Here is a 20,729-nt window from a genome sequence, read left to right on the forward strand (position 1 = left end):
GTGCAGAAATGAAAAAAGCTCATAAAATCAGGATATATCCCAACAATCGTCAGCAAGTTCAAATACAAAAAACCTTTGGTTGTGTTCGCTTCTATTGGAACTTTTTGTTAGAACAAAGAATGACCAACTACAAGATGAAACAAGTCGACGAGAACTATCAAGAAGATAAAACCACTTACGCTGCGTTAAAAAAACAAGAAGAATATGCTTGGTTGAAAGATGTAGAAGCTCAAGCGTTAAGTCAAGTAGCTATGGACTTGAACAAAGCATACAAAAACACATTCAAATCTAGCTTTGGGTTCCCTAAATTCAAGAGTAAAAAATACTCGAAAAAAGCTTACAGAACCGCGGTTGGTATGAAAGTGAATGGGCAATACTTCTATGTTGCAAAAGTAGGATGGGTGAAAATGGCTGAAATATTACGTTTTAAAGGAAAACTAATGAACGTAACCATTAGCCAATCTAAAGCTGGTAAATATTTTGCGTCGTTTTTAGTGGAGACTGAAAATATCACAGCAGAACCGGTTCAAGGCGTGATCGGGATAGATTTAGGGCTTACGCATTTCTGTATTACGTCCGCAGGCGAAAAGATAGAAAATAATCATTTCTACCGTTCGCTAGAAAAACGTCTAGGCATTGAACAACGAAAACTTTCGAGACGCTTAGAAACGGCTAAAAAACAACATCGGCCACTAGCTGAGTGTAAAAACTATCAAAAACAAAAATTGAAAGTGGCGCGTATCCATGAAAAGATTGCGAATCAGCGTACTGATTTTTTGCATCAACTGTCTTCAAGAATAACTGATGAGAATCAAATCATTTGCATTGAAGATTTAAATGTAAAAGGGCTGATTAAAAATCATAAATTAGCAAAATCAATTTCAGATGTATCTTGGCATGAGTTTGTTCGTCAACTTACGTACAAGTCAGAGTGGAAAGGTCGCACGTTAATAAAAATCGATCGGTTCTTTCCTAGTTCACAGATTTGTTCTTCTTGTGGCCATAATGATGGCAAGAAAGAGTTGAATATTCGAGAGTGGACGTGTACTGTTTGCGGGACAACTCATGATAGAGATATTAATGCGAGCATAAATATTAGAACCGAAGGACTTTCGGGGATAGCTTAGTAAATTTAGTACCGATAGGTACTATTACCTAAGAACCCCACGACTTTAGTCGTGTGGAGTGTCAGCAAGGATTATTTGCTGGTGAGGCAGATCAAGAGGGGCGATCCGGAGGCTTGGGAGCAGCGGTATTATGACACGATTAATGCTTATTGCTGGCGGCGATGCTTTGGTACTGGCGAGTTAAAGTTTATCGGATCTCTAAGGCGAATTTTTTAGAAGGCAGAATGAGGTTCATTGTTATAAAGTTAAAATAAGCGAACTTCTTTTCAGGAGGTTCGCTCATTTTGCATCAATCGATAAATAGGGCTTCGTGTCCAGTGTAAGGCAGGAATTTTTCAAATAAATCAGTGGTTTTGAGCTTCATATAATTAGTAATGGACCCGGAGCTGCAGCCGTACCATTCTCTTTCGGACACCGATTTGTCAAAAACCAGTTGAATTTCGTGATCTGTGTCTAGTAGAAGGCCAAAAATCGTGGCAGCACCAGGAATCACGCCTAGACGTTCCTTTAGCAAATCCGCTGTGGCAAAGGATACTCGCGGGATTTCCAGCTTTTTACCAAATTCTTTGGTGATGAATTTGAAATCTGCGGGTGTAATATACAAATAGAATTTCGTTTTCTTTTGGTTACAGAGAAAAATGGTCTTCACCACTTCAATTCCTAGGCGGTCATCGATGTCTTGGCAATCCTCCATCGTGATCGCTTCACCTGTTGCGACTTGGAAAAAGGGAATCTCCAGCTTTTCCAAGGTTTCATACGTTTTTGCTTCCAATTCAGAGCCAAACTCCTCTGGCACAGTCGTGCGCATTTCACTAACGTAAACCATAGCAACCTCCTTTTTATAGGATAGTTTAGCATAGATTGATTGTTTGGCAGGGATTCTTGGGAAAGATTTGTATATTTTAGCAAGAACGCAAGCTAGTCTCCTTACAACAAAAACCTTAATGGTTTGAGACAGGATAGAATGATGGCAATAGTTAGATTGGATATGAAATATTGTCGATAGAATTTCAGTCAAAAATGAAACAGATGCCATGATTGTTAAATTTGTGAGATAGTTGTATGTTGGAAAGTTTGGATATTTTAGGGCAGGATGTTAATGAGATTTTTCAGTTGAAGAAAAATCCCTGAATTCAAGCAAATTATCCAATTAAAAGGAAGATCTGCGAATTATACCGACAGATCTTCCTTGTTTTATGCCGCTTCCCAAACTTTCTCAATTTCTTCACGATAAGCACTGTTAGTAAACTGATCCAGCTCTCCATCAATTTCATCCGTCAGTAGAGGATGTTTTAATAGTAGCGGATTCGATTTCCTTAATTGCTTTTTCCCGTCGCGGATAATAGCGAACAGTTCGTTGAACAAACCAGAAAAGGCGTTGTTAGAGTCAGGAGTTATAAACTGCTCGCTGGTGCGGCGATAAACTTGAATACTGGCTAAAATGACTTTGCTGGTGTATCCCTCAGCCAATTGATTTTGCAAAATGTAACCAAAGACCATCGAAAGATCTTCTGCTAATTTTTCAGGTTTAACCAGTTGATTTCGGGCGCAAATGCGATCAAATACGCGATCAATTCCCTCAGTACTGATGTCGTCCGTCAGCATGTCTTCCATTCTAACTGCCAGCTCTTCATCTTTTTCCATTAAATAATCAACCAAAAACAACAGGTCAATTTTTGATAATTTCTCAAGTTTCATGCTCATTCCCCCATTCAGCTAATTGAAACCCCTTACAATTTAAGCATATCAAAAAATCGCCTGATTGCCTATTTGGTTTGGAAATTTTAAGAATTTCGGGGGAGCTGATTTTTGTCTGGACGACTTCCTAATTTTCTTGTGAGAAAGACAGCTGCTAAACTTGTAGAAAGCGCTTAGGCAGGATAAACTGGTAATGTAGGGGAAGGTGAGAAAATGAACGCGAGTTTTTTACTAATTTATATTATCCTCATAGGACTGTACAATATTTCGCTGAACATTAGCCGTCGCAAGGGCAAACTGGTGGGTAAAAGCTTGATTTATCTTCAGGTCGCCATGAACTTGATCTTAGTTGTTTGGGGTTTGGCCTACTTATTTTTAGGCTAAGCAAAAACCAGATACGTGTCGTACCTGGTTATCTGCTATAGACAATTTCCGCGCCGAAAGGCATTAACGCCAGGCGGGCTAATTTCAACGATTGAGCGGCAAATGGAATACCGACGATGGTGATACACAATAATAAGGCGCTAATCAGGTGACCGAGAGCCAAAGGAATACCGGAAATGATCAACCAAATGATATTGACGATAAAGTTGATGCCGGTGGTGTGATAAACCACATCCTTGCCGAAGGGCGCAAAGCTCAGGCTGGCGAATTTGAAGCATTGCAGGCCGATGGGAATCCCAATAATGGTGATGCACCAAAGTATCCCGGCTAAACACCAAGTGATGCCGCCGATTAACCCTCCAAAAATGAACCATATAATATTGCCTAGACAAGACATTTGTCATCTCTCCTTTGATAATAGTGTACCATTTTCAGCAAAAATTACCTCCTACTAAGGATTGATCTTTAGAAGGGCTGAGGGAGTAGAGCTAAGGTGAAACTTTTTTAAGAAAGGCGGAAGAAGGATGCGTGAATCATTTCAATTGCCCTCCGTGGACCAGAAAACGATGCTGCAGGGATATTTGTGGACCTGTGAAGAGCCCAAGGCTGTCCTGCAGCTGAGTCACGGAATGGCAGAACATATTTTACGTTATGAAGAATTTGCAATGTATTTGAATCAGCACCAAATCGCGGTAATCGGCCACGATCATTTAGGCCATGGCAATTCGGTGGCAGGGGATAATTACGGTTATTTCCACGGAGATCAAATTGAGAATGGCTTGATTGAAGATTTACATCAGGTGACGGAGTATGGAAAACAGCGTTGGCCGGGTTTGCCGTATTTTTGTCTGGGACACAGTATGGGTTCCTTTGTTTTGCGCAATTATTTGTACGATTATGCCCATGAGCTGACGGGCGCCATTATTGTCGGCACTGGTCAGCAGCCGAAGTGGTTGACGAAGACTGGACGGGCGATGGCTCGCGGGCTGGCTCAGATCCAAGGAGACGATCATTACAGTAAGGCGATTGATCAGATCGCATTTGGCGGCAACAATCGGCGAATTTTTCCGAAGCGAACCGACAAGGACTGGCTGGTGAGCGTGCCGGAAGAGGTGGACAAATATATTGAAGATCAGTTGTGCGGTTTTCTGTTTACTTTGAATGGGTATCAAGAGCTGTTCTCTTTGATTATCGGCTCGCAGGATCAGGGAAAAATGCAGAAGCTGCCGGCTGATTTGCCTTTACTGTTTTTATCTGGCCAGGAAGATCCGATTGGCGACTATGGAAAGGGCGTGCTGAAGGCGGCGAAGTCTTACCAGCAGGCGGGTCTTGAACGGGTGGAGGTTCATTTGTACGAGAACGCTCGCCATGAATTATTAAACGAGGCGCAGAAATATTTAGTGTACGCTGATTTGGTCAAATGGCTTAAAAAAGTCTAGGCAATTTGATATTCTTTTTCTTGAAAAAATGATATGATTGGAAAAATCTTTTTTTCGAGGTGATGAAGTTGCCAGCACGATTTTTCATTGACTACCAAAACCAAAACGATTGGCTTCCGCTTGCCGGAACGTTGCAATCGCCGATCAATATTGATACCAGTCTCGCAGAAACAGTGACAGCTAGAGAAGCTTCCAGTATCAAGCTGTTTTTCGATTCCAATCAGCGGTCTTTTTTTAATAATGGCCAGAATTTACAACTGTTGTGTCATGGGAAGGCTCGCCTGAATGGTCGCCGTTTCTCCTTAGTGCAGCTGCACTTTCATGCGGAAAGTGAGCATACGATTGATCAGCAGCAGTTTCCGCTGGAGGGACACTTTCTGTATCGAGCAGCGAACGGTCAAACAGCTGTCGTAGCGGTGCTTTATACGATTGGCCGTCACAACTCGGCTTTCGAGCAGGTGCTGCAGCAGTTTGCTAACGAAAATGCGGAAGGTGAGTGTGCCTTGGATACTTTGCTGCCGATGGATAAGAGCTATTACCATTATTTAGGCTCGTTGACGACACCGCCATTGACGGAGAATGTGGAATGGTACGTATTGCAACAGACTATGAGTGTGTCTGCTGAGCAAGTCGCGAAGTTTGAAAAAATCCATGGGAAAAACTGCCGGAATCTGCAGCCGTTGAATGATCGATCTGTCTTGCATTTTGCCGAAAAATAAACGCGCCAGCGCCTGGTAAAATAGGTGCTGACGCGTTTTTGAGGTTTGTGGGGCGGCCATTTGTGACCAGCCGTCGCCTTAATGCCCTCGTTTTTTCTGCCGTTTTTTGGCTTGTCGCAAGTCAAATTGTTCCTTGGCCAGCTGCGCTTTTTCCGCTTTTGTGCGGGTGCGGCGCTGCGTTTTGGCAGCTTCCCGGGCTTCACTCATGGCTTGTTGGGCCTTGGTGGAAACGGCGGGCTGACGCTTTTCACGATTGATCAAGCGCTGCATGCGTTTGGGGCTGACTTTTTTGACGGGCTTCGCTTGAGCCGTCGTTGGAACGTTTTGCCTTTGCAAAAGCTGCGGCAATGTTTGACAGACGAAATCAAAGACTTCGCTGTCTTTTGGTTCAGGACCGAACACGTAACGAATCGCTTGATAGTTCTTCGTTTCATCCAGTTCGATTAATCCGCACCAAAAACTGCCATCGAAGTAAATCGTAAGCTTCAAGATGACACCTCCCTTTTTGGTTAATCAAGCACTGGACGACCCGGGAGGGAAGGTTACTGACATTTGCATGCGGCGGACTACCAACCGCCATGTGTTTTTATGCTCAAAAATAGTTTACTCGCTTTAGCTCAATTTTACAAATAGGCTTCGGCTTCTTCGCGGGTCATGAAAAAATTAATCCCGCCGGTGGAGTCCACCCAGCGATCGGGATTGAAGTTTTTGGCTTCCACCCATTCGCCCCGTCGATAAATAAAATCCCCATCGGCATAGGCCACGGCCTCATCGTAATCTTCATTGGTGTACATATCCTTAATCGTCAAAACCTTGGCTTTGTCGCAGCGGCAGGCATTGTTGGTGGCAGAAGTCCGCCGAGCGTCCTCTGGAATCAACAGCTGAACAATCCGAAAGCCAAAGCATTTTTTATAGCCGACAATCGGGCCTTTTTCTGGACAATACATTTTGAAATACTGGGTCTGGTCATCATAAATAATATCCGTCAAATTAGCACCTTCCAGCATGGAAAAATACATGTTGGCCCCAGAAATATCGGCTCCCTCCAAATCACAGCCCCGCAAATCGGCGCTCTCAAAGGAAACATTTTTCAAGACAGCGTAGGAAAAATCACAATCAATACATAGGCAATTGGAAAAATTGGCGCCCTCCAGGTTCGACTCGGAAAAATTCACCCGTTCAAACTGAATATCATGAAAATTGGCACCGGCGAGCTGACGATAACTATAATCTTGGTCGGTTAAAATTGCGGCCATTTTTTAATCCCCCTCTTTAACTGAATCGACTCCATTGCAAAATAAATGTGATACAGCGGGATAGTACTTCGCCATCCAGGCCTTCTCGCTGCAGCAAATAAAAATTCCGACGATAACCTTCGGGTAATTCTTTGTATTCGATCCCTTCAGCGGCTCGTTTGGAGAGAATCGATCGTCCTACGCCTTGTTTCAACAATTCGCGAATGACTTCATTGTTGTGAACCTCCATCAAAGGCGGCGTCAAATTATTTTCCTCCAAGTAGCGCTTCGTATAATAGTAGACACCCGATGAAGGCTCCCGTACTAGCCACGGTGTGCTGTCTTGTTTTCCGGCAAGTACTAACTGATCTTCCATTAAGGTAAAGCGCTGAACGTTGCCGGTGGACAAGGGTTTTTCAATAAAGCCTAGATCTGCCTCGTGCTTACTGATGGCATCTAAAACCTCCATTGAATTCAGCATGCGCAAAGAAAAGCTAACCTCAGGAAATTTGGGCACCAGCTCCTTCATCAGCTGCGGCAGCACATAGACCGCAAAGGTGTGAGACGCGGCAATTCGGCAAACAGTCGTTTGATCCCGCTCGCTGGAGAGTTCCGTTAACAAGCCATTCCAATTTTCCAGCAAGTCCAAGGTGCCTTGATAAAGCAAATCGGCTTGTGGAGTGGCCACTATTTCCTTGCGGCCGTTTCGCAAAAATAAGGTCGTTTTTAATTCTGCTTCCAGCTGCTTAATTTGACTGGAAACCGAGGGCTGAGAGATGAACAAAATTTCTCCCGCCTTGGAAAAGTTCCGCGTTTCGTAGACCACCCGAAAGGTTTCTAGTAATTTGAACAAAGTAATCACTTCCATTAAGATATCCTATAGTAACTATTATAACAATCATTCATAAAAATAGTTAGAGGAGAGTATAATCAAATTTGGAAAGGAATGATCAAATGAATAAACTAAAAAATAATCAAATTCTGCCTGGCTTACTGCTGTCCTTTGCAGTGGCGGCAATCAGCAAAGGCTTAGCAACATTTTTCCCGGAAATCGGTGGGGCTACCATTGCTATATTATTAGGTATTTTACTAGGAAATACATTTTTCCGCCAGCCCGTTTTGGCGACAGGAACCAAATTTTCTGAGAGTAAGCTTTTGGAGTACTCAGTAGTGCTGCTTGGATTTACGGTAACATTTCAAACCATTAGCGAAATCGGCGTAACCGGGGTCCTATTTGTTGTGCTGCAAATGTCCGTCACGATTGTCTGTGCATATGGAATTGGCCGCAAGCTGGGCTTTGGTGAAAAGCTGGGGTTGCTAATGGCTGGCGGCAATGCCGTTTGTGGTTCGTCTGCGATTGGGGCAATTGCACCGGCGATTGGTGCTAAGGATGAAGAAAAGGGTCAGATCATTACGTTGGTGAATTTATTGGGAACTGTGATGATGCTGACGCTGCCGTTTTTAGGGATTGCTTTGTTTGGCGATAATTTATTGAGCAAGAGTGCCTTACTTGGAGGAACCTTGCAATCAGTAGGGCAAGTAGTTGCAGGAGCCAGCTTGATCGACGCGGCGACGGTGCAATACGCCATGCTGTTTAAGATCATGCGGATTATGATGCTGGTGGTAGTAGTCTTTTTGTTTGAGCAAAAGGTTAAACGTAGTGCTGAAACCACCGTTGAAACGTCCGGCAAAAACAAAAAGTTACCGATTCCTTGGTATGTACTGGGCTTTTTGATTGCCTGCGTTCTGAATAGTTTTGTTTCACTGCCAGAAATTTTCGATACCAGTGCGCATTTTATCAGTACCTGGTTTGAAACCACTGCGCTAGCTGCGATTGGCCTGCGTTTGGATTTCAAGAAGTTTTTGAAGGAAGGTCCGCGCTTTTTGATGTACGGTGTGTCAGTCGGTGCGGTGCAGACGGTGGCCGCGGTAGTGTTGATTTTTCTGCTGCATATCAAATAATGGCAACAATTTAGAAATTTAGAAATTTTTCTAAATTTAGCGAACCGAATATTGACGTCAAGCCATCAAGTTCGTTTTTTTAAATAATAGAACCCGTTTGTCTCAAAGCGAAATGGTTGAATTTAATTCATAATTGTGTTTTTATTTAGAAATTAGTGGTACACTTATAGAAATATTTCTAAAAGGGGTAAAAACTATGCATGAGATTGGGTTGAATGATTTAAAAAGGGAACTGAAGATTCTGTTTGACGAAGGGGTGGATACGTATCCGGTAGCCCTTTTTGGCATTAGCAATTATTACATGTTCAATAATCAAGAGAAGATTGAAGAAGGTTTTCGTTTGTTTCTAAGGGAAGTTGAGCTAGGCAATCCGGCGAAAAATAAATCGTTGGAGGATATGGACTTGGTGCTGGAATTGTTGGCAGACTACTATCTGTTGGCGCGAAACACCAAAGAATTCAAAAAAAGTGTCAAATGGCTGCCTTCGTTGAATGCCGAGCAAAAGCGCAAGATTGTTAGTTGGCCGGAAAAATACATTCTTAGCTACTTCCAGTTGATCGTTAAGGGTGATAGAGGCTATTTCAAGGATTTGAAGGATGGTCAGGAATACTTAATGGATTTTGCGGAAGATGATCTGGAGCTGCTGGATCCTAAAACGCATCCGAATGTGTTGACTGCCATCATGCCAGGCGAGGGCGACAGCTACCTTTCTGCACCACCAGCTTTTTATTCCATTGACGAATTAAGCATGGCGAAGCTGCGGAAGATCAAAGAAAAGAAAGCTTATGAAGCAGAAGCGTTGCGCACATTCCTGAGAACGTAAAAAAGTAGGGTACTGTAAACCGTATTCTATGGACGACAAATCGATAAAAAACTAGCGGACGCATTGTTCGCTAGTTTTTTTTGATGGGATTTAATTGTAAAATCAGCTGAATGTTAGTGTCATAGTCCTCAAAAAGCTTTTCAATCACGAAGCGGGTGAAGCCTTGGGGCACTGAGTAGCCGTTCAACCATTTTTCCATGGTGCGCCTGGAGACATTTAGCAGGATAAAAAGGTCAAGATCTTGTGCCCTCGCTTGCGCATTTACTTGGCGGATTTTTTTAGCAAAGTCAGGGAAGCGGTTTTGTTTATACTTCTCTTCACGAGCCAGGATTTCTTTCCTACTGGCTGCTATCCACTCGTCATAAAGGGGTTGCAGCAAAAGCAAGGCTTGATTGACAATATCTTCTGAAAAGACTTCCTGCGTAATTACTGCCCGCAGCAAATCGCCTGTAATATCCAGCTCAGAGGCAAGCTTATCTAAATTCCAACCTATATTGTTCTTGAGAGCCATCATATCGTCAATTTTATTTGTATATTCTTCCGACATCACATCGGAGGATGCCACGAAGTCGTATTTAGGATTCCACATTTAGTTCATCTCCTTTTTCTTTGACTGCTTTTTCAAGTTGTAAGCTCTCGAATTCTAAAATTTCAAAGCAACCATTATAAAATACTGTATTCCATTGCTTGTCGAAGAAAGCGAGAAAGTATTTGTTAAGTGTAGGCTCAAAGCCTGGCCGGTTGATTTGTATTCTTTTGTTTCCGACCAAAAACACGCCACGATAAACGATTCTATTTTCGAATAAAACAGGATACAGCTCTTTTATATGGAGTTTTTTGGCATTTTCCAAGGTGAAATGCACCCGAGCTTCGAACAGTGAAAGAGGCGGATCAGTTCTAAACATTTTTTTGATAAACTTGATGTTTTCCAAAATTTCCAACTGACCGTTAAAATTGATTCGTATATCGTCGCGACGAACATACGAGATCCCTCCATGAGCTTCAATTTCTTTACTAGCATATCCTTCGAAATTTTCAAAATGTATCCAGGAAGTACGATCCAACGCTTTGAAAATCCCATCTGAAATACTCTCCTTTAACTGTGCGATGCATTTGGCTTCGGAATTGTTGTGAATAAATCTGGTGTAGTTGGGTGAGACGCCGTGGAAATAGCCAGAGTTAAGACCAATAAATTCGTAACTGCAATAGGGCTCCATTAATTTGTTTGAAATGCGTATCATCAATAATTACCTCCATTATACCCAAGTAGCGTATTTTCCTCAAGAAAACCTGAAGAAGAGTACGGCTGCAGGGCCTGTATTTTTCCCATCACTCTAATATACGCATTTTATTGATTTTTTGTTTTAACAAACGAAAAAAATCCCTTACGAACAAATTGTCCATAAGGGAAGGTACTAGGATTGCAGTTCTTTTATTTCTTTGACTTCTTTATAGAGGGCTTTGGTCAAGACCGCTGAAAAGTTCAGGCCAAGTTCTTCGGCTTGGCTGGCTAAGTCTTTCGGGATGCTGGTATTTTTGTTTACTTTGGGAACAACCTTGGTGACCCCTTTGGCAAATTCCTCTAAGTCCACGAGTACATATTGAACGATGGAATCAGGGTGCTCTTTCTGTACGTCTTCTAAGGTAGAAGGTTCAGGCAGATTTTTTTCATCATATAAGTTCAAGCCTAAAGACTCCCACGCGTACTGGGTAGCTTCTTTCAGGCCTACGCCATAAGTGTTAGCGGAGGGCACGTCAGGGAAGGAGACGTTGTAATAGTTTTCGTAACCAGGTTCGGTTTCTAATTGGAAAATCGCAGGGTAGATAACAATTTTTTCTGACATAGGTGACATCCTTTCTAGAAAGTATTCGTGATTGCTAACGCAACCCCATTTGTTTTCTGATTGATTTGTAGGTTCCTGGTGGAATAACATCTTTTAATCCGTGATAGGCAACAGTCACATAGTGTCCCTTCCCATCAGTGTAACGATGATGAGAACCATTAGTTCGTTTGTCCAATTCATAAAAACCGTTCATTCTCAATTCTATTAATACTTGTTTTACATAAATCGCTGGCATAGTCTTCTCCTTTCTATTATACGCATAAAAGCGCATAATTCAATATAAAAGTGTGTAAAATTTTACGAAGCTTAAGAAAAATTAGCTAGCTGAAGCATGATAATTTTTCATATAGCTTGCGTCACAATAAATATACGCAAATAAATCTGTATTGATTCAAAGGAAAAAATGTTGTTCTTCAAAAATAAAATTGACAAAGGATTTTGACCATGCTATGATACTTTTTGAATAGATAACGGTTACAGAAGTGCTGTGACCTTGAGGCGTGTTACTGAAGAAGGCAAACCTCATACTCCAATCAACGGGTGGAGTATGAGGTTTTTTGTGTCTTAAAAATGGGGAGGGTAAAATGAAAATCAAAAAGTTTCTCAACAATAATGTCGTATTGTTGAAAAAAGGCAGCAGTGAAATCATCGGGTTTTCATCAGGCATCAGCTTCAAGAAAAAAGCAGGAGATGATGTGGAGGAAAGTGATTTCGAGAAAATTTTTGTCTTGGACACCCATGCGATGCTGGAGCATTTCAGCTTTCAGCTAAGCAAGTGTGATCCGAAGTATGTGGAGTTGGTGACGCAGATTGTTGAGTATGCCAAGCAAAATTATCAGTTAGGAATCAATGATTATATTTATTTAACCTTGTTGGATCATATCGACTTTACGGTACGGCGTTTGAAGGAGAATGTGACCTTCAAAAGTCCGCTGCAATATGAAGTGCGTCGTTTTTATCCTGATGAGTATGCGATTGGGGTCTATGCGGTACAGCTTTTGGAACGGGAGCTGGGGTTAGAAATTCCTACAGAAGAGGCGATTTCAATTGCCTTGCACTTTGTCAATATTCAATCCAAGAAGCGAGACATGACTGTCACTAACAAAATTACTAAATTTATCGAAGATGTACTGACGATTGTGCGCTATGAGTATAAACAAAGCTTTGACGAAAGCAGCTTTCATTTTTCCCGCTTTGTGACTCACCTGCACTATTTTGCTCAGAACGTTATCAATCACACCATGCCCAGCTATGAACAAACAGATTTGTATGAGCAGGTGGAGAAGATGTATCCTCAAGCCTTTCATTGTGTGGGAAAAATTAAGATTTATATTGATAATACCTATGGCATAACTATTTCTGAGAACGAAGAAATTTATTTAACGCTGCACATTCAAAAACTTACCGAACAAATTGAAAAGGGGTAAAAAAATGGACTACAAACAGTTAGCTTCAGATATTTACGAAAAAGTTGGCGGAGCCAAAAATATTCAGCACGTCACTCACTGTGCCACGCGCCTGCGTTTCACCTTAGCCAATGACAAAAAGGCGGACGGCGAAGGTATCAAGAAATTAAAAGGGGTCACAGGTTTAGTGGAGGGTAACGGTCAGTTTCAAGTCATCATCGGACCAGATGTTTCCAGCGTTTACGCGCAATTACCAGGAACTGGGTCAGATGAAGCCACCAGTAACAAGGATCAATCGGTTGTTTCCCGTTTATTAGATTTTATTGCCGGCTGTTTTACACCAATGATTGCTATTATTGCGGCGGGCGGGATGCTTCAGGTGTTGTTGTCATTACTGCAGCTTTCTGGTGTGTTGGCAGAAACCGACGATACTTACTTGGTGCTTTATCAAGTTTCGCAAGCGGCTTTCTTCTTTATTCCAGTCTTTCTAGGTAATTCAGTGGCAAAACGCTTGAAAATTGATCCGTTTCTAGGAAGCTTTATCGGAGCGATTTTCGTTATGCCAGGTTTGACTGCATTAATTAGTCAAGAAGGCGGAATTTCGTTATTAGGCTTTGCGGTACCGAATGTCAGCTATAATGCGTCAGTGCTGCCGGTGTTGTTAAGCGTTTGGTTAATGTCTTACGTGTACAAATTTGCGGATAAAATTTTACCCAACAGTGTGAAATTTATCCTGCGACCGTTGATTTCGGTTATTGTGATCACGCCGTTTGCGTTGTTGCTATTAGGCCCATTAGGGGTAATGGTAGGGAACTATGTAGCAGAATTTTTGAACTATTTAACCAACAATTTTGGACCATTAGCAGTCTTGTTCATGGGAGCCTTTGCTCAGCTTTTGGTTATGACCGGGATGCATACCACTTTGACACCAATTTTATTAGCTTCGTTAGCAACTTACGGCTACGACAATTTAATTGTTCCAGGAATGTTGCTGGGCTTAGCGGCTGAAGCAGGGATTTGTATTGCGGCTGGGATTAAAGCGAAGGATACTGAATTCAAGCAATTAAGCTTTTCATCTGCGATTACTGCATTAATGGGTGTTTCGGAACCAGCTTTATACGGAGTAACTTTACGTTTGAAAAAACCGATTGTCGGCATGATCCTAGGGGGCGCGGCCGGCGGATTGTATTTTGGTCTGACGAACATTAACACACCAGTAGTTATCGCGTCATTTGTTGCTTTGCCATCTTACAGCAATGTCTTGCATGCAGCGATTGGTTCACTGATCACCTTTGTGATTGCCTTTGGTTACACTTGGGTAGTGGTAAAGGATGCTGATTTTCCAAATGGGAATGTCGCAGAAGCAGCAGAACTTGATGTAGAACAAGCAGCGGAACCGTTAAAATCAGCAGTTGAATCATTTGTCGCAGCACCACTTTCTGGCGCAGTGATTCCGTTAAGTGAAACCAATGACCAAGCCTTCGCATCTTTAGCATTAGGCAAAGGCTTAGCCATTAAACCAGCCGACGATAAAATCGTGGCCCCTTTTGTGGGTAAAGTATCAGCGGTCTTCCCTGGAAATCACGCAATCGGCTTAACTAGCGAAAACGGCATTGAGCTGTTGATTCATATTGGGATTGATACAGTAAACATGAAAGGCGCGGCGTTTGTGCGAGAGGTCAATGAAGGCGACACGATTCAACCAGGACAAACCTTGCTGCAATTTGATTCTAAAAAAATTCAAGAGGCTGGCTATGATGACACAGTGATGATCACAGTCACTAACACGGCTAACTATTTGGATGTTATTCCAGCAACTGAAAACAATCAAGTAACCGCCAATGATCAACTGTTGGCAGTATTTTAGAAGGGTAGGCAACAATAGATGAGTTTTCCAACGAATTTTTTATGGGGCGGCGCTTCGGCGGCTAACCAATATGAAGGCGGCTATAACGAAGGCGGGAAAGGTCTGGCCTGTGCTGATCTAATCAGCGGCGGAAGCCACACGACTTCTCGGCAGATTACTAAGACGGTGAAAGAAGACTTGCTTTATCCTAGTCATGAAGCTACCGATTTCTACCATCATTATAAGGAAGATATTGCGTTGTTTGCGGAAGCAGGTTTTAAAGCCTTCCGCTTATCCATCAACTGGTCGCGGATTTTCCCGACTGGAATGGATCAAGCACCCAATGAAGAAGGGCTGCAATTTTACGACAATGTCTTTGATGAATGTAAAAAATACGGCATTGAACCCGTTGTGACCATCGCCCATTTTGATGTGCCAGCTTACTTAAGCGAGCATTATGATGGCTGGTCCAGTCGCGAGGTCATCGACTTTTACACCCATTATGCGGCAACAATTTTTGATCGTTACCAGGACAAAGTCAAATACTGGATTACCTTTAACGAGATTAATACTGCGACATTGACGATTGGCAATTTTCTTTCCTTAGGTTTACAGGTGGGTGAAGCGACGTTTATCGATCAGCCGGATGATCCGCAGCGCCGTTATCAAGCACTGCATCATCAATTTGTGGCTAGTGCCAAAGTTGTGAAATTGGCGCGGGAAAAATACCCGCAATTTCACATGGGCTGCATGATTTCTTACATGCCAAGATATCCATATACTTGCCATCCTAATGATGTATTGCTGGCAAAACAGGAAGAAAATATGCATTCAAAATTCTGCGGCGACGTGCAGGTAACCGGCAAATATCCTTACTATGCTAAAAGTTATTTTGAGCAGCAGGGAATCGAGATTAAATTTGCAGAAGGGGATGCGGAAATTTTAGCCGAAGGAACCGTAGATTACTATACCTTCAGCTACTATTTAACTTTGTGTGTATCAGCGGATCCTGAAGTGGAGAAAAATGGACATAGCATGATCGGCGGCTCTGGGGTGAACAATCCTTATTTGGAGCAAACCGAATGGAATGCCATGATTGATCCAGTCGGCCTTCGGATTACCTTGAATGATATTTACGATCGCTACCAACTGCCGATGATGATCGTAGAAAACGGCATCGGAGTTTCCGAAGATTTAACGGAAAACGGTGAAGTTCACGACAGCTATCGTATCGATTATTTGCAAAAACACATTGCAGAGATGGAAAAAGCCTTGGCAGATGGTGTCGATTTGTTTGGCTACACTATTTGGAGTGCGGTGGATATCGTCAGTGCTTCCACCGGCGAAATGAAAAAACGCTATGGCTTGATTTTCGTCGATAAATACGATGACGGAACAGGCAGCTTGAACCGTTACAAAAAAGACAGCTTTTATTGGTATAAGCAATTGATTGCGACTAATGGTGAGAGTTTGTTGGAGAAATAAGAAAGAAGGAAATCCCATTGCTGAATGTAGCGATGGGATTTTTTTAGCTGAATTTAGGTAAACTTGTTGTAAAACCGAACTTCCATTTTCTGCCCCAGCGCAACCAGCTGATTCACCTCCGTCAACTCCACCATAAATAAATGATAAGAATCGCTATCTGTATCCCAGCAAATTAGAGTGAAACCTTTGTCTTCGAGAAACTGCTTGATATTTTCCAAGGCTTCGTCTGTGAATTCTTCGCCAGTAAAGGTAATGTCACTCAAGTCTAGCGGATAGTTCTTTTTTTTTATACTGGGTTCCAAATTCCACAAAATGTCTTCGGTGGCTTCCTTCCAATCGATATAGGCGCCGAAATCGTGAGGAGAATCGTAGCCGGTTAACCAGTAAGCAGCTAGAATATCCGGGTGGTGGGCAGGGGAAAGCCCCATGGCTTGAACCCAATCATAATGCAATTCCTCAAACTTCTGTGGATTTTCCACTAATAAGCGGATAACCTCAACGGCTTCCCCGTGATTTTGAGTAATTATTTTGGCAACTTCAATCAACGGATGGTAGTCGATCTGCTTAGGTTCACTCACATCTTCTGATTCAATAATTTTTTCTTTTTTCAACCAATCAAAAAGTCCCATTATAACGCTCCTTACTTAGCTGATTCAAACCCCATAAACAAATAAACGCCCAAAACAGCATTAAACCCAGTCGCTGCGAAAACACTAAACCGTTCAACGACACCGAAATACTCTGGTGGTACTGTCCCGACACCGATTGCTCCCACCATCATCAATAAAAAAGCGGCAGCTGCCCAAATGGCTAACCCTCGATAGCTTTTGCTGCGAAACCCACTGACAATAATCGTCAACAGGGATACAATCGAAAGCAATACTACCAGCACCGTCACCGCAGCGTGCATAACGTCCTGCAGATTGCTGGCAAAGCCGCTTTCAGTCAATGGAAACATCGTAAACCCCACCGTGGAAACCCAGTTCATGGCAGCAAATAAATAAATCCCAATGCGCAGTCCCTTAGTTAGCTTCCCTTGAATGTACACACAGACCATCATAATTGAAACCAAACCACACACGCCATATAAAGCCGAAAGCTGATTCCACAGCATCAACGATGGCGAACTTGAGGCACTCAAATCACTCACTGCCTGGGCCATCCAATTATATCCAGGGTATGCTAGTGGGCTGAAAGCAACCGCCGCTGTATACGAAAGCAAACTTACTACTCCTAACAAACCTAACCAGTTAATCAAATTTTTCTTCATTTTTACTCCTTTTTGCTTCGTTTGATCCATTATACTAAAATTACATGCCGGAAAGTAGTCGTGTATAATAGTATCTATAAAGCAAAAGAAAGGACGAAACTTATGACTTCCATCACCGAACTATTCGACCTGAAATACCCCGTTTTCCAAGGAGCTATGGCTCAATTTTCCAAACATCAACTAGCCGCAGCCGTTTCCAATGCCGGAGGACTGGGGATTATCGCTTCAGGCGGCATGAGCGCCGAAGAACTGCAAACTGAAATCAAGGCTTGTCAAAAATTGACAGATCGACCCTTTGCCGTGAATTTGATGCTGATGGCGCCGAACGTTCCGGAATTAGTCAATATTATAATAGAAGAAAAGGTTCCGATTGTGACTACAGGAGCTGGCACGCCGAAGAAATACATGCCTCAGCTAAAAGCGGCAGGAATCAAAGTGGTTCCGGTAGTCCCTAGTGCAAAATTGGCCAAGAAAATGGAAGATTTGGGAGTTGATGCGGTGGTGGCAGAAGGTTCGGAAGCAGGCGGTCACATCGGGGAGCTTTCCACTATGGTGCTGGTGCCGCAAGTAGTGCAGGCCGTCAACATTCCGGTGATCGCGGCCGGTGGTATTGCCAATGGCAAAGGTATGGCCGCAGCATTTGCCTTAGGCGCGCAGGGAATTCAGATGGGGACGGCCTTTTTATTGGCAGAAGAGTGTCCGATTCCGCAAAATGTCAAAGAATTTGTGGCGAACGCCGGCGAATTGGACACAGTGGTGACTGGCCGCAAAGGTGTAGCTCCAGTACGCAGCATCAAAAATAAAATGATCGATCAATACCTTCAGTGGGAAAAGGAAGACATACCTTTTGCCCAGCTGGAAGAGTTGACTCTAGGCTCAGCTCGCAAAGCAACGTCCGGAGATATCGAAAACGGCTCGGTGATGGCAGGGCAGATTTCTGGGCTGGTTCATGAGATTGAGCCTGCCAAGGAGATGATTGAAGGTATTGTGGCAGAAGCCAATGAAACCATTAAGCAATTAAAAACAATCGTTTAACAAAAAAGCGCTAGACAGTTTGCGACTTCAAGCAGTTAGTTTAAAGCTAACCTGCTGGAGTTTGCAAAAACGTCTAACGCTTTTTTATTATAGAAATTTTTCCAGCAACTCGCGATTTTCTGGATGCTTTTCCACTTCTTTTTGAGCCAATTTTTGCAGCAGGGAAGCTAGAGTGATTTGTTCCATTTCCGCTTCGACGGTAGCCTGAAGCTGACTGTAGGTTTCGGTCAATACATCCTGAATATTAGCCCCCACCACACAGGCCGGGTTGGTTTTGGGATCGACTTGGATCAGATTGGTTTCTCCATCGATACTGCGATAAATGTCCAGCAGATTAATTTCCTCCGGTTTTTTTGCCAGCGTGGGCTGGGCCTTCCCGATTTTCGTCAAAATCAGACCGGCTTTACGCAGGCTGCTCATAATTTTTCGCACGTTGGCTGGGTTGGTTTCAATGCTGCTAGCAATCATGTCGCTGGAAAGAGAGTCGGTCTGCTGGTAAATTTCGATGTAAGCCAAGATATGAATGGCGTCACTAAATTGCATCGAATACTTCATTTTGTCCTCCTTGTAAATAATTCTCTTGACTTATTGTAGCACAACCGATAAGCTAAAGGTGTAAGTTAGAAATGTACAGCTAAATAATTTACAAAAACTAAAGGAGTGAAGAGAATGACATACTTAGTAACAGGAGCAACCGGTGAATTAGGCGGGAAAGTGTTGAATCACTTGAAGGAATTGGTTCCAATGGAAGAAATCTTTGCCTTGGCCCGCAGTGAAGAAAAAGCAGCCCCATTGAAAGAAGCAGGCTTCCAGATCCGGATTGGTGATTACAGCGATTCAGACGCCTTGGAAAAAGCTTTGGCTGGGATCGATCGTCTATTATTGGTGTCTGGGGCACCAGGAAATCGCCAAGCAGAGCACGAAAACGTAGTAAACGCTGCAAAAAAATCCGGTGTATCATTTCTAGCTTACACTAGCTTGGCCAACGCGGTGGAATCAACTAGTTCTTTAGCTGATGATCATGTATATACCGAAAAAGTGATTGCGGCATCAGGAATTCCTCACACCTTCTTACGAAACAATTGGTATTTGGAAAACGAAGTACCGTTGCTGCAAACAGCTTTAGCCAATGGCAAATTTGTCTATGCGGCTGGAAACGGCAAAACCGGCTGGGCGTTGCGCCGGGAATATGCGGAAGCAGCCGCAAAAGTCTTGGTGGGAGCGGATTTTCCTGAAATTTTGGAGCTTTCAGGCACACCGATTACTTATGAAGAGCTGGGACAAGCGTTGCAAAAGGTGACGGATAAAGAAATCGAGATCATTTCAGCCGATGATCAAGGGTTTGTCGAAAATATGACAGCTGGCGGTTTGCCGAAGGAAGTGGCCGAGGTCTTCTTAGGCTTCCAAAAGGATATCGGAAACGATGTGTTGGATGTGGCTTCAGATGATTTTGAAAAAGTTTTGGGGCATCCTTTAAGCAGTAGAGAAGAAGCAGTAAAAGAATTGATTGGTTAACTGTATAACGTTCATGACGCTAGGAATAGGTCATGGATGTTTTTTTAGTATTATAGTTCACTGAGGAGAGAAAAGCGGAAGCTGATTGTTTCATCTTTTGGATCGGCGCGTTGATTATTTGGGGATCCACAGCTTAAACCGGATGCTTCAAAATTGCAGTCTGAAGGATCGACACGGCGCAATTTTGAAAAACTAGGAAAAACAAATATCGATCTTCAACGCACTCTGTGTTTTAATAATAGTAATGAGAAATGTAAGCAAGCTAAAAAATTAAATTTCCCAACGAATAGAAAAAAGGCTCATTGTCCTGTATGTCAGTTGTTAATTAATTCAATACTAGGAGACAACCATGAACAAGAAAAAAATGATACTCTTTTTCTCAATAGTCATTCTATTCACTACAGGCTGCAATGATGAAAAAATTAACGGTAAAAAAAGTAGTGAACATAGCATGAGTGAACTAGAAGTTAGCACAACATTTGAAGAATCAGACAAACCTCAAAAAATAGATATTTCAAATCTTATTGGTGATTGGTCATCCTCGACAAATCAGATAAAGATTGTGCTAAAAAATGATGATCAACAACAAATCGAGGTTGAATCACAATATATGCTTGGTGGAGAGATGTTTTTGGCCGATTATGATCAGCAAAACAACATTTACACCTTCGAAAACAAGGAAGAGTTTATCAGTTTTCAAGTTTTGAATGAGAGTACAGCGCTTATTTGGTATGGAACAACTAAGGAGGAAACAACGGGAGTTTCAGCTCCTATAGAGTATTCAAAAAATAATAATCTCTCACCTCAACAAAACCAGTAACTGAAAACATGAAAGACAGCTGGAAAAATTGCGTGCAAGGGTTAAATGAAGCATCCAGAGTTTTCTTTGTATATAATTCAATAAACCCTCAGCTTAATCAATCGATCGAAATTTCTCCTAA

Annotated in this window: 25 protein-coding genes; 12 read left to right on the forward strand and 13 right to left on the reverse strand. The window is 42.5% G+C overall.

What is annotated here, in order from left to right:
* Positions 1 to 8: 8 nt before the first annotated feature.
* On the forward strand, positions 9 to 1,127 hold the full coding sequence (gene tnpB / locus JZO70_RS07340; RefSeq protein ID WP_207672899.1) for an IS200/IS605 family element RNA-guided endonuclease TnpB: 1,119 nt from the start codon (positions 9 to 11) through the stop codon (positions 1,125 to 1,127).
* 289 nt (positions 1,128 to 1,416) lie between these two features.
* Here tnpB and JZO70_RS07345 read toward each other — a convergent pair whose 3' ends face one another.
* A complete protein-coding gene (locus JZO70_RS07345; protein ID WP_207672900.1) occupies positions 1,417 to 1,953 on the reverse strand; it encodes a prolyl-tRNA synthetase associated domain-containing protein in 537 nt (178 codons plus the stop codon).
* Positions 1,954 to 2,321: 368 nt separating this feature from the next.
* Entirely contained in the window at positions 2,322 to 2,825 is a 504-nt protein-coding gene (locus JZO70_RS07350; RefSeq protein WP_207672901.1) for a hypothetical protein, read from the reverse strand.
* A 213-nt stretch (positions 2,826 to 3,038) separates the two neighbouring features.
* Between JZO70_RS07350 and JZO70_RS07355 the strand changes: the two genes are divergently transcribed.
* Entirely contained in the window at positions 3,039 to 3,209 is a 171-nt protein-coding gene (locus tag JZO70_RS07355; protein WP_207672902.1) for a hypothetical protein, read from the forward strand.
* A 28-nt stretch (positions 3,210 to 3,237) separates the two neighbouring features.
* On the opposite strand, the gene JZO70_RS07360 is transcribed toward JZO70_RS07355, so the two are convergent.
* On the reverse strand, positions 3,238 to 3,606 hold the full coding sequence (locus JZO70_RS07360; RefSeq protein WP_207672903.1) for a YccF domain-containing protein: 369 nt from the start codon (positions 3,604 to 3,606) through the stop codon (positions 3,238 to 3,240).
* A 127-nt stretch (positions 3,607 to 3,733) separates the two neighbouring features.
* Here JZO70_RS07360 and JZO70_RS07365 point away from each other — a divergent pair, with 127 nt between their 5' ends.
* Together JZO70_RS07365 and JZO70_RS07370 are read left to right on the forward strand one after the other, a co-directional pair.
* Positions 3,734 to 4,648 carry an alpha/beta fold hydrolase gene (locus JZO70_RS07365; RefSeq protein WP_207672904.1) on the forward strand — a complete coding sequence of 305 codons (915 nt, stop codon included), beginning with the start codon at positions 3,734 to 3,736 and terminating at the stop codon, positions 4,646 to 4,648.
* 62 nt (positions 4,649 to 4,710) lie between these two features.
* Positions 4,711 to 5,367 carry a carbonic anhydrase family protein gene (locus JZO70_RS07370; protein ID WP_242703837.1) on the forward strand — a complete coding sequence of 219 codons (657 nt, stop codon included), beginning with the start codon at positions 4,711 to 4,713 and terminating at the stop codon, positions 5,365 to 5,367.
* Positions 5,368 to 5,445: 78 nt separating this feature from the next.
* Here the strand turns inward: JZO70_RS07370 and JZO70_RS07375 are convergent, their stop codons facing one another.
* From JZO70_RS07375 to JZO70_RS07385, 3 genes are all read right to left on the reverse strand, one after another.
* Entirely contained in the window at positions 5,446 to 5,856 is a 411-nt protein-coding gene (locus JZO70_RS07375; RefSeq protein ID WP_207672906.1) for a YjdF family protein, read from the reverse strand.
* 134 nt (positions 5,857 to 5,990) lie between these two features.
* A complete protein-coding gene (locus JZO70_RS07380) occupies positions 5,991 to 6,623 on the reverse strand; it encodes a pentapeptide repeat-containing protein (protein ID WP_207672907.1) in 633 nt (210 codons plus the stop codon).
* 16 nt (positions 6,624 to 6,639) lie between these two features.
* On the reverse strand, positions 6,640 to 7,470 hold the full coding sequence (locus JZO70_RS07385; RefSeq protein ID WP_242703838.1) for a LysR family transcriptional regulator: 831 nt from the start codon (positions 7,468 to 7,470) through the stop codon (positions 6,640 to 6,642).
* Positions 7,471 to 7,556: 86 nt separating this feature from the next.
* Between JZO70_RS07385 and JZO70_RS07390 the strand changes: the two genes are divergently transcribed.
* Both JZO70_RS07390 and JZO70_RS07395 read left to right on the forward strand, forming a co-directional pair.
* Positions 7,557 to 8,564, forward strand: coding sequence for a YeiH family protein (locus JZO70_RS07390; protein ID WP_207672908.1), 1,008 nt, complete (start codon positions 7,557 to 7,559; stop codon positions 8,562 to 8,564).
* 196 nt (positions 8,565 to 8,760) lie between these two features.
* Positions 8,761 to 9,387 carry a hypothetical protein gene (locus JZO70_RS07395; protein WP_207672909.1) on the forward strand — a complete coding sequence of 209 codons (627 nt, stop codon included), beginning with the start codon at positions 8,761 to 8,763 and terminating at the stop codon, positions 9,385 to 9,387.
* 70 nt (positions 9,388 to 9,457) lie between these two features.
* Here JZO70_RS07395 and JZO70_RS07400 read toward each other — a convergent pair whose 3' ends face one another.
* The 4 genes from JZO70_RS07400 to JZO70_RS07415 form a co-directional block, all read right to left on the reverse strand.
* Positions 9,458 to 9,976, reverse strand: coding sequence for a hypothetical protein (locus tag JZO70_RS07400; protein ID WP_207672910.1), 519 nt, complete (start codon positions 9,974 to 9,976; stop codon positions 9,458 to 9,460).
* Positions 9,963 to 10,451, reverse strand: coding sequence for a hypothetical protein (locus JZO70_RS07405; RefSeq protein ID WP_207672911.1), 489 nt, complete (start codon positions 10,449 to 10,451; stop codon positions 9,963 to 9,965). Before JZO70_RS07405 ends, JZO70_RS07400 begins: the two co-directional genes overlap by 14 nt.
* A gap of 351 nt (positions 10,452 to 10,802) precedes the next feature.
* On the reverse strand, positions 10,803 to 11,231 hold the full coding sequence (locus tag JZO70_RS07410) for a type II toxin-antitoxin system CcdA family antitoxin (protein WP_207672912.1): 429 nt from the start codon (positions 11,229 to 11,231) through the stop codon (positions 10,803 to 10,805).
* Between the two features lie 34 nt (positions 11,232 to 11,265).
* Positions 11,266 to 11,466: a type II toxin-antitoxin system HicA family toxin gene (locus tag JZO70_RS07415; RefSeq protein WP_207672913.1), complete on the reverse strand. Its 201-nt coding sequence runs from the start codon at positions 11,464 to 11,466 to the stop codon at positions 11,266 to 11,268.
* 349 nt (positions 11,467 to 11,815) lie between these two features.
* Between JZO70_RS07415 and JZO70_RS07420 the strand changes: the two genes are divergently transcribed.
* The 3 genes from JZO70_RS07420 to JZO70_RS07430 are packed head-to-tail and all read left to right on the forward strand — an operon-like array spanning position 11,816 to position 15,968.
* Positions 11,816 to 12,658 (forward strand): PRD domain-containing protein, encoded by an 843-nt coding sequence (locus JZO70_RS07420; RefSeq protein ID WP_207672914.1) that lies wholly within the window; start codon positions 11,816 to 11,818, stop codon positions 12,656 to 12,658.
* Positions 12,659 to 12,662: 4 nt separating this feature from the next.
* Positions 12,663 to 14,504, forward strand: coding sequence for a beta-glucoside-specific PTS transporter subunit IIABC (locus tag JZO70_RS07425; protein WP_207672915.1), 1,842 nt, complete (start codon positions 12,663 to 12,665; stop codon positions 14,502 to 14,504).
* Positions 14,505 to 14,522: 18 nt separating this feature from the next.
* The gene (locus JZO70_RS07430; RefSeq protein ID WP_207672916.1) at positions 14,523 to 15,968 is read left to right on the forward strand and encodes a glycoside hydrolase family 1 protein; all 1,446 of its coding nucleotides are present in this window, start codon (positions 14,523 to 14,525) and stop codon (positions 15,966 to 15,968) included.
* Positions 15,969 to 16,021: 53 nt separating this feature from the next.
* Here the strand turns inward: JZO70_RS07430 and JZO70_RS07435 are convergent, their stop codons facing one another.
* Positions 16,022 to 16,597 carry a DUF6630 family protein gene (locus JZO70_RS07435; RefSeq protein ID WP_207672917.1) on the reverse strand — a complete coding sequence of 192 codons (576 nt, stop codon included), beginning with the start codon at positions 16,595 to 16,597 and terminating at the stop codon, positions 16,022 to 16,024.
* A gap of 11 nt (positions 16,598 to 16,608) precedes the next feature.
* A complete protein-coding gene (locus tag JZO70_RS07440; RefSeq protein ID WP_207672918.1) occupies positions 16,609 to 17,238 on the reverse strand; it encodes a DUF998 domain-containing protein in 630 nt (209 codons plus the stop codon).
* A gap of 72 nt (positions 17,239 to 17,310) precedes the next feature.
* On the opposite strand from JZO70_RS07440, the gene JZO70_RS07445 reads away from it, so the two are divergent.
* Positions 17,311 to 18,273 carry a DUF561 domain-containing protein gene (locus JZO70_RS07445; RefSeq protein ID WP_347565111.1) on the forward strand — a complete coding sequence of 321 codons (963 nt, stop codon included), beginning with the start codon at positions 17,311 to 17,313 and terminating at the stop codon, positions 18,271 to 18,273.
* Between the two features lie 87 nt (positions 18,274 to 18,360).
* Here JZO70_RS07445 and JZO70_RS07450 read toward each other — a convergent pair whose 3' ends face one another.
* Positions 18,361 to 18,828, reverse strand: coding sequence for an Rrf2 family transcriptional regulator (locus tag JZO70_RS07450; RefSeq protein ID WP_207672920.1), 468 nt, complete (start codon positions 18,826 to 18,828; stop codon positions 18,361 to 18,363).
* A 114-nt stretch (positions 18,829 to 18,942) separates the two neighbouring features.
* Here JZO70_RS07450 and JZO70_RS07455 point away from each other — a divergent pair, with 114 nt between their 5' ends.
* Together JZO70_RS07455 and JZO70_RS07460 are read left to right on the forward strand one after the other, a co-directional pair.
* Positions 18,943 to 19,788, forward strand: coding sequence for an SDR family oxidoreductase (locus JZO70_RS07455; RefSeq protein ID WP_207672921.1), 846 nt, complete (start codon positions 18,943 to 18,945; stop codon positions 19,786 to 19,788).
* Between the two features lie 349 nt (positions 19,789 to 20,137).
* Complete coding sequence (locus JZO70_RS07460; RefSeq protein ID WP_207672922.1) at positions 20,138 to 20,608, forward strand: hypothetical protein; 471 nt, start codon at positions 20,138 to 20,140, stop codon at positions 20,606 to 20,608.
* The last annotated feature ends 121 nt before the right edge of the window (positions 20,609 to 20,729 follow it).

This window comes from Candidatus Enterococcus moelleringii, assembly GCF_017377575.1.
GTDB lineage: Bacteria > Bacillota > Bacilli > Lactobacillales > Enterococcaceae > Enterococcus_A > Enterococcus_A moelleringii.

Excerpts from the sequence above, each read along its gene's own strand:
- JZO70_RS07360 (WP_207672903.1), bottom strand. The coding sequence starts at position 3,606 with ATGTCTTGTCTAGGCAATATTATATGGTTCATTTTTGGAGGGTTAATC.
- JZO70_RS07425 (WP_207672915.1), top strand. The coding sequence starts at position 12,663 with ATGGACTACAAACAGTTAGCTTCAGATATTTACGAAAAAGTTGGCGGA.
- JZO70_RS07400 (WP_207672910.1), bottom strand. The coding sequence starts at position 9,976 with ATGTGGAATCCTAAATACGACTTCGTGGCATCCTCCGATGTGATGTCG.
- JZO70_RS07455 (WP_207672921.1), top strand. The coding sequence starts at position 18,943 with ATGACATACTTAGTAACAGGAGCAACCGGTGAATTAGGCGGGAAAGTG.
- JZO70_RS07385 (WP_242703838.1), bottom strand. The coding sequence starts at position 7,470 with ATGGAAGTGATTACTTTGTTCAAATTACTAGAAACCTTTCGGGTGGTC.
- JZO70_RS07390 (WP_207672908.1), top strand. The coding sequence starts at position 7,557 with ATGAATAAACTAAAAAATAATCAAATTCTGCCTGGCTTACTGCTGTCC.
- JZO70_RS07410 (WP_207672912.1), bottom strand. The coding sequence starts at position 11,231 with ATGTCAGAAAAAATTGTTATCTACCCTGCGATTTTCCAATTAGAAACC.
- JZO70_RS07355 (WP_207672902.1), top strand. The coding sequence starts at position 3,039 with ATGAACGCGAGTTTTTTACTAATTTATATTATCCTCATAGGACTGTAC.
- JZO70_RS07345 (WP_207672900.1), bottom strand. The coding sequence starts at position 1,953 with ATGGTTTACGTTAGTGAAATGCGCACGACTGTGCCAGAGGAGTTTGGC.
- JZO70_RS07365 (WP_207672904.1), top strand. The coding sequence starts at position 3,734 with ATGCGTGAATCATTTCAATTGCCCTCCGTGGACCAGAAAACGATGCTG.
- JZO70_RS07380 (WP_207672907.1), bottom strand. The coding sequence starts at position 6,623 with ATGGCCGCAATTTTAACCGACCAAGATTATAGTTATCGTCAGCTCGCC.
- JZO70_RS07450 (WP_207672920.1), bottom strand. The coding sequence starts at position 18,828 with ATGAAGTATTCGATGCAATTTAGTGACGCCATTCATATCTTGGCTTAC.
- JZO70_RS07370 (WP_242703837.1), top strand. The coding sequence starts at position 4,711 with ATGAAGTTGCCAGCACGATTTTTCATTGACTACCAAAACCAAAACGAT.
- JZO70_RS07415 (WP_207672913.1), bottom strand. The coding sequence starts at position 11,466 with ATGCCAGCGATTTATGTAAAACAAGTATTAATAGAATTGAGAATGAAC.
- JZO70_RS07460 (WP_207672922.1), top strand. The coding sequence starts at position 20,138 with ATGAACAAGAAAAAAATGATACTCTTTTTCTCAATAGTCATTCTATTC.
- JZO70_RS07420 (WP_207672914.1), top strand. The coding sequence starts at position 11,816 with ATGAAAATCAAAAAGTTTCTCAACAATAATGTCGTATTGTTGAAAAAA.
- JZO70_RS07350 (WP_207672901.1), bottom strand. The coding sequence starts at position 2,825 with ATGAAACTTGAGAAATTATCAAAAATTGACCTGTTGTTTTTGGTTGAT.
- JZO70_RS07430 (WP_207672916.1), top strand. The coding sequence starts at position 14,523 with ATGAGTTTTCCAACGAATTTTTTATGGGGCGGCGCTTCGGCGGCTAAC.
- tnpB (WP_207672899.1), top strand. The coding sequence starts at position 9 with ATGAAAAAAGCTCATAAAATCAGGATATATCCCAACAATCGTCAGCAA.
- JZO70_RS07395 (WP_207672909.1), top strand. The coding sequence starts at position 8,761 with ATGCATGAGATTGGGTTGAATGATTTAAAAAGGGAACTGAAGATTCTG.
- JZO70_RS07435 (WP_207672917.1), bottom strand. The coding sequence starts at position 16,597 with ATGGGACTTTTTGATTGGTTGAAAAAAGAAAAAATTATTGAATCAGAA.
- JZO70_RS07440 (WP_207672918.1), bottom strand. The coding sequence starts at position 17,238 with ATGAAGAAAAATTTGATTAACTGGTTAGGTTTGTTAGGAGTAGTAAGT.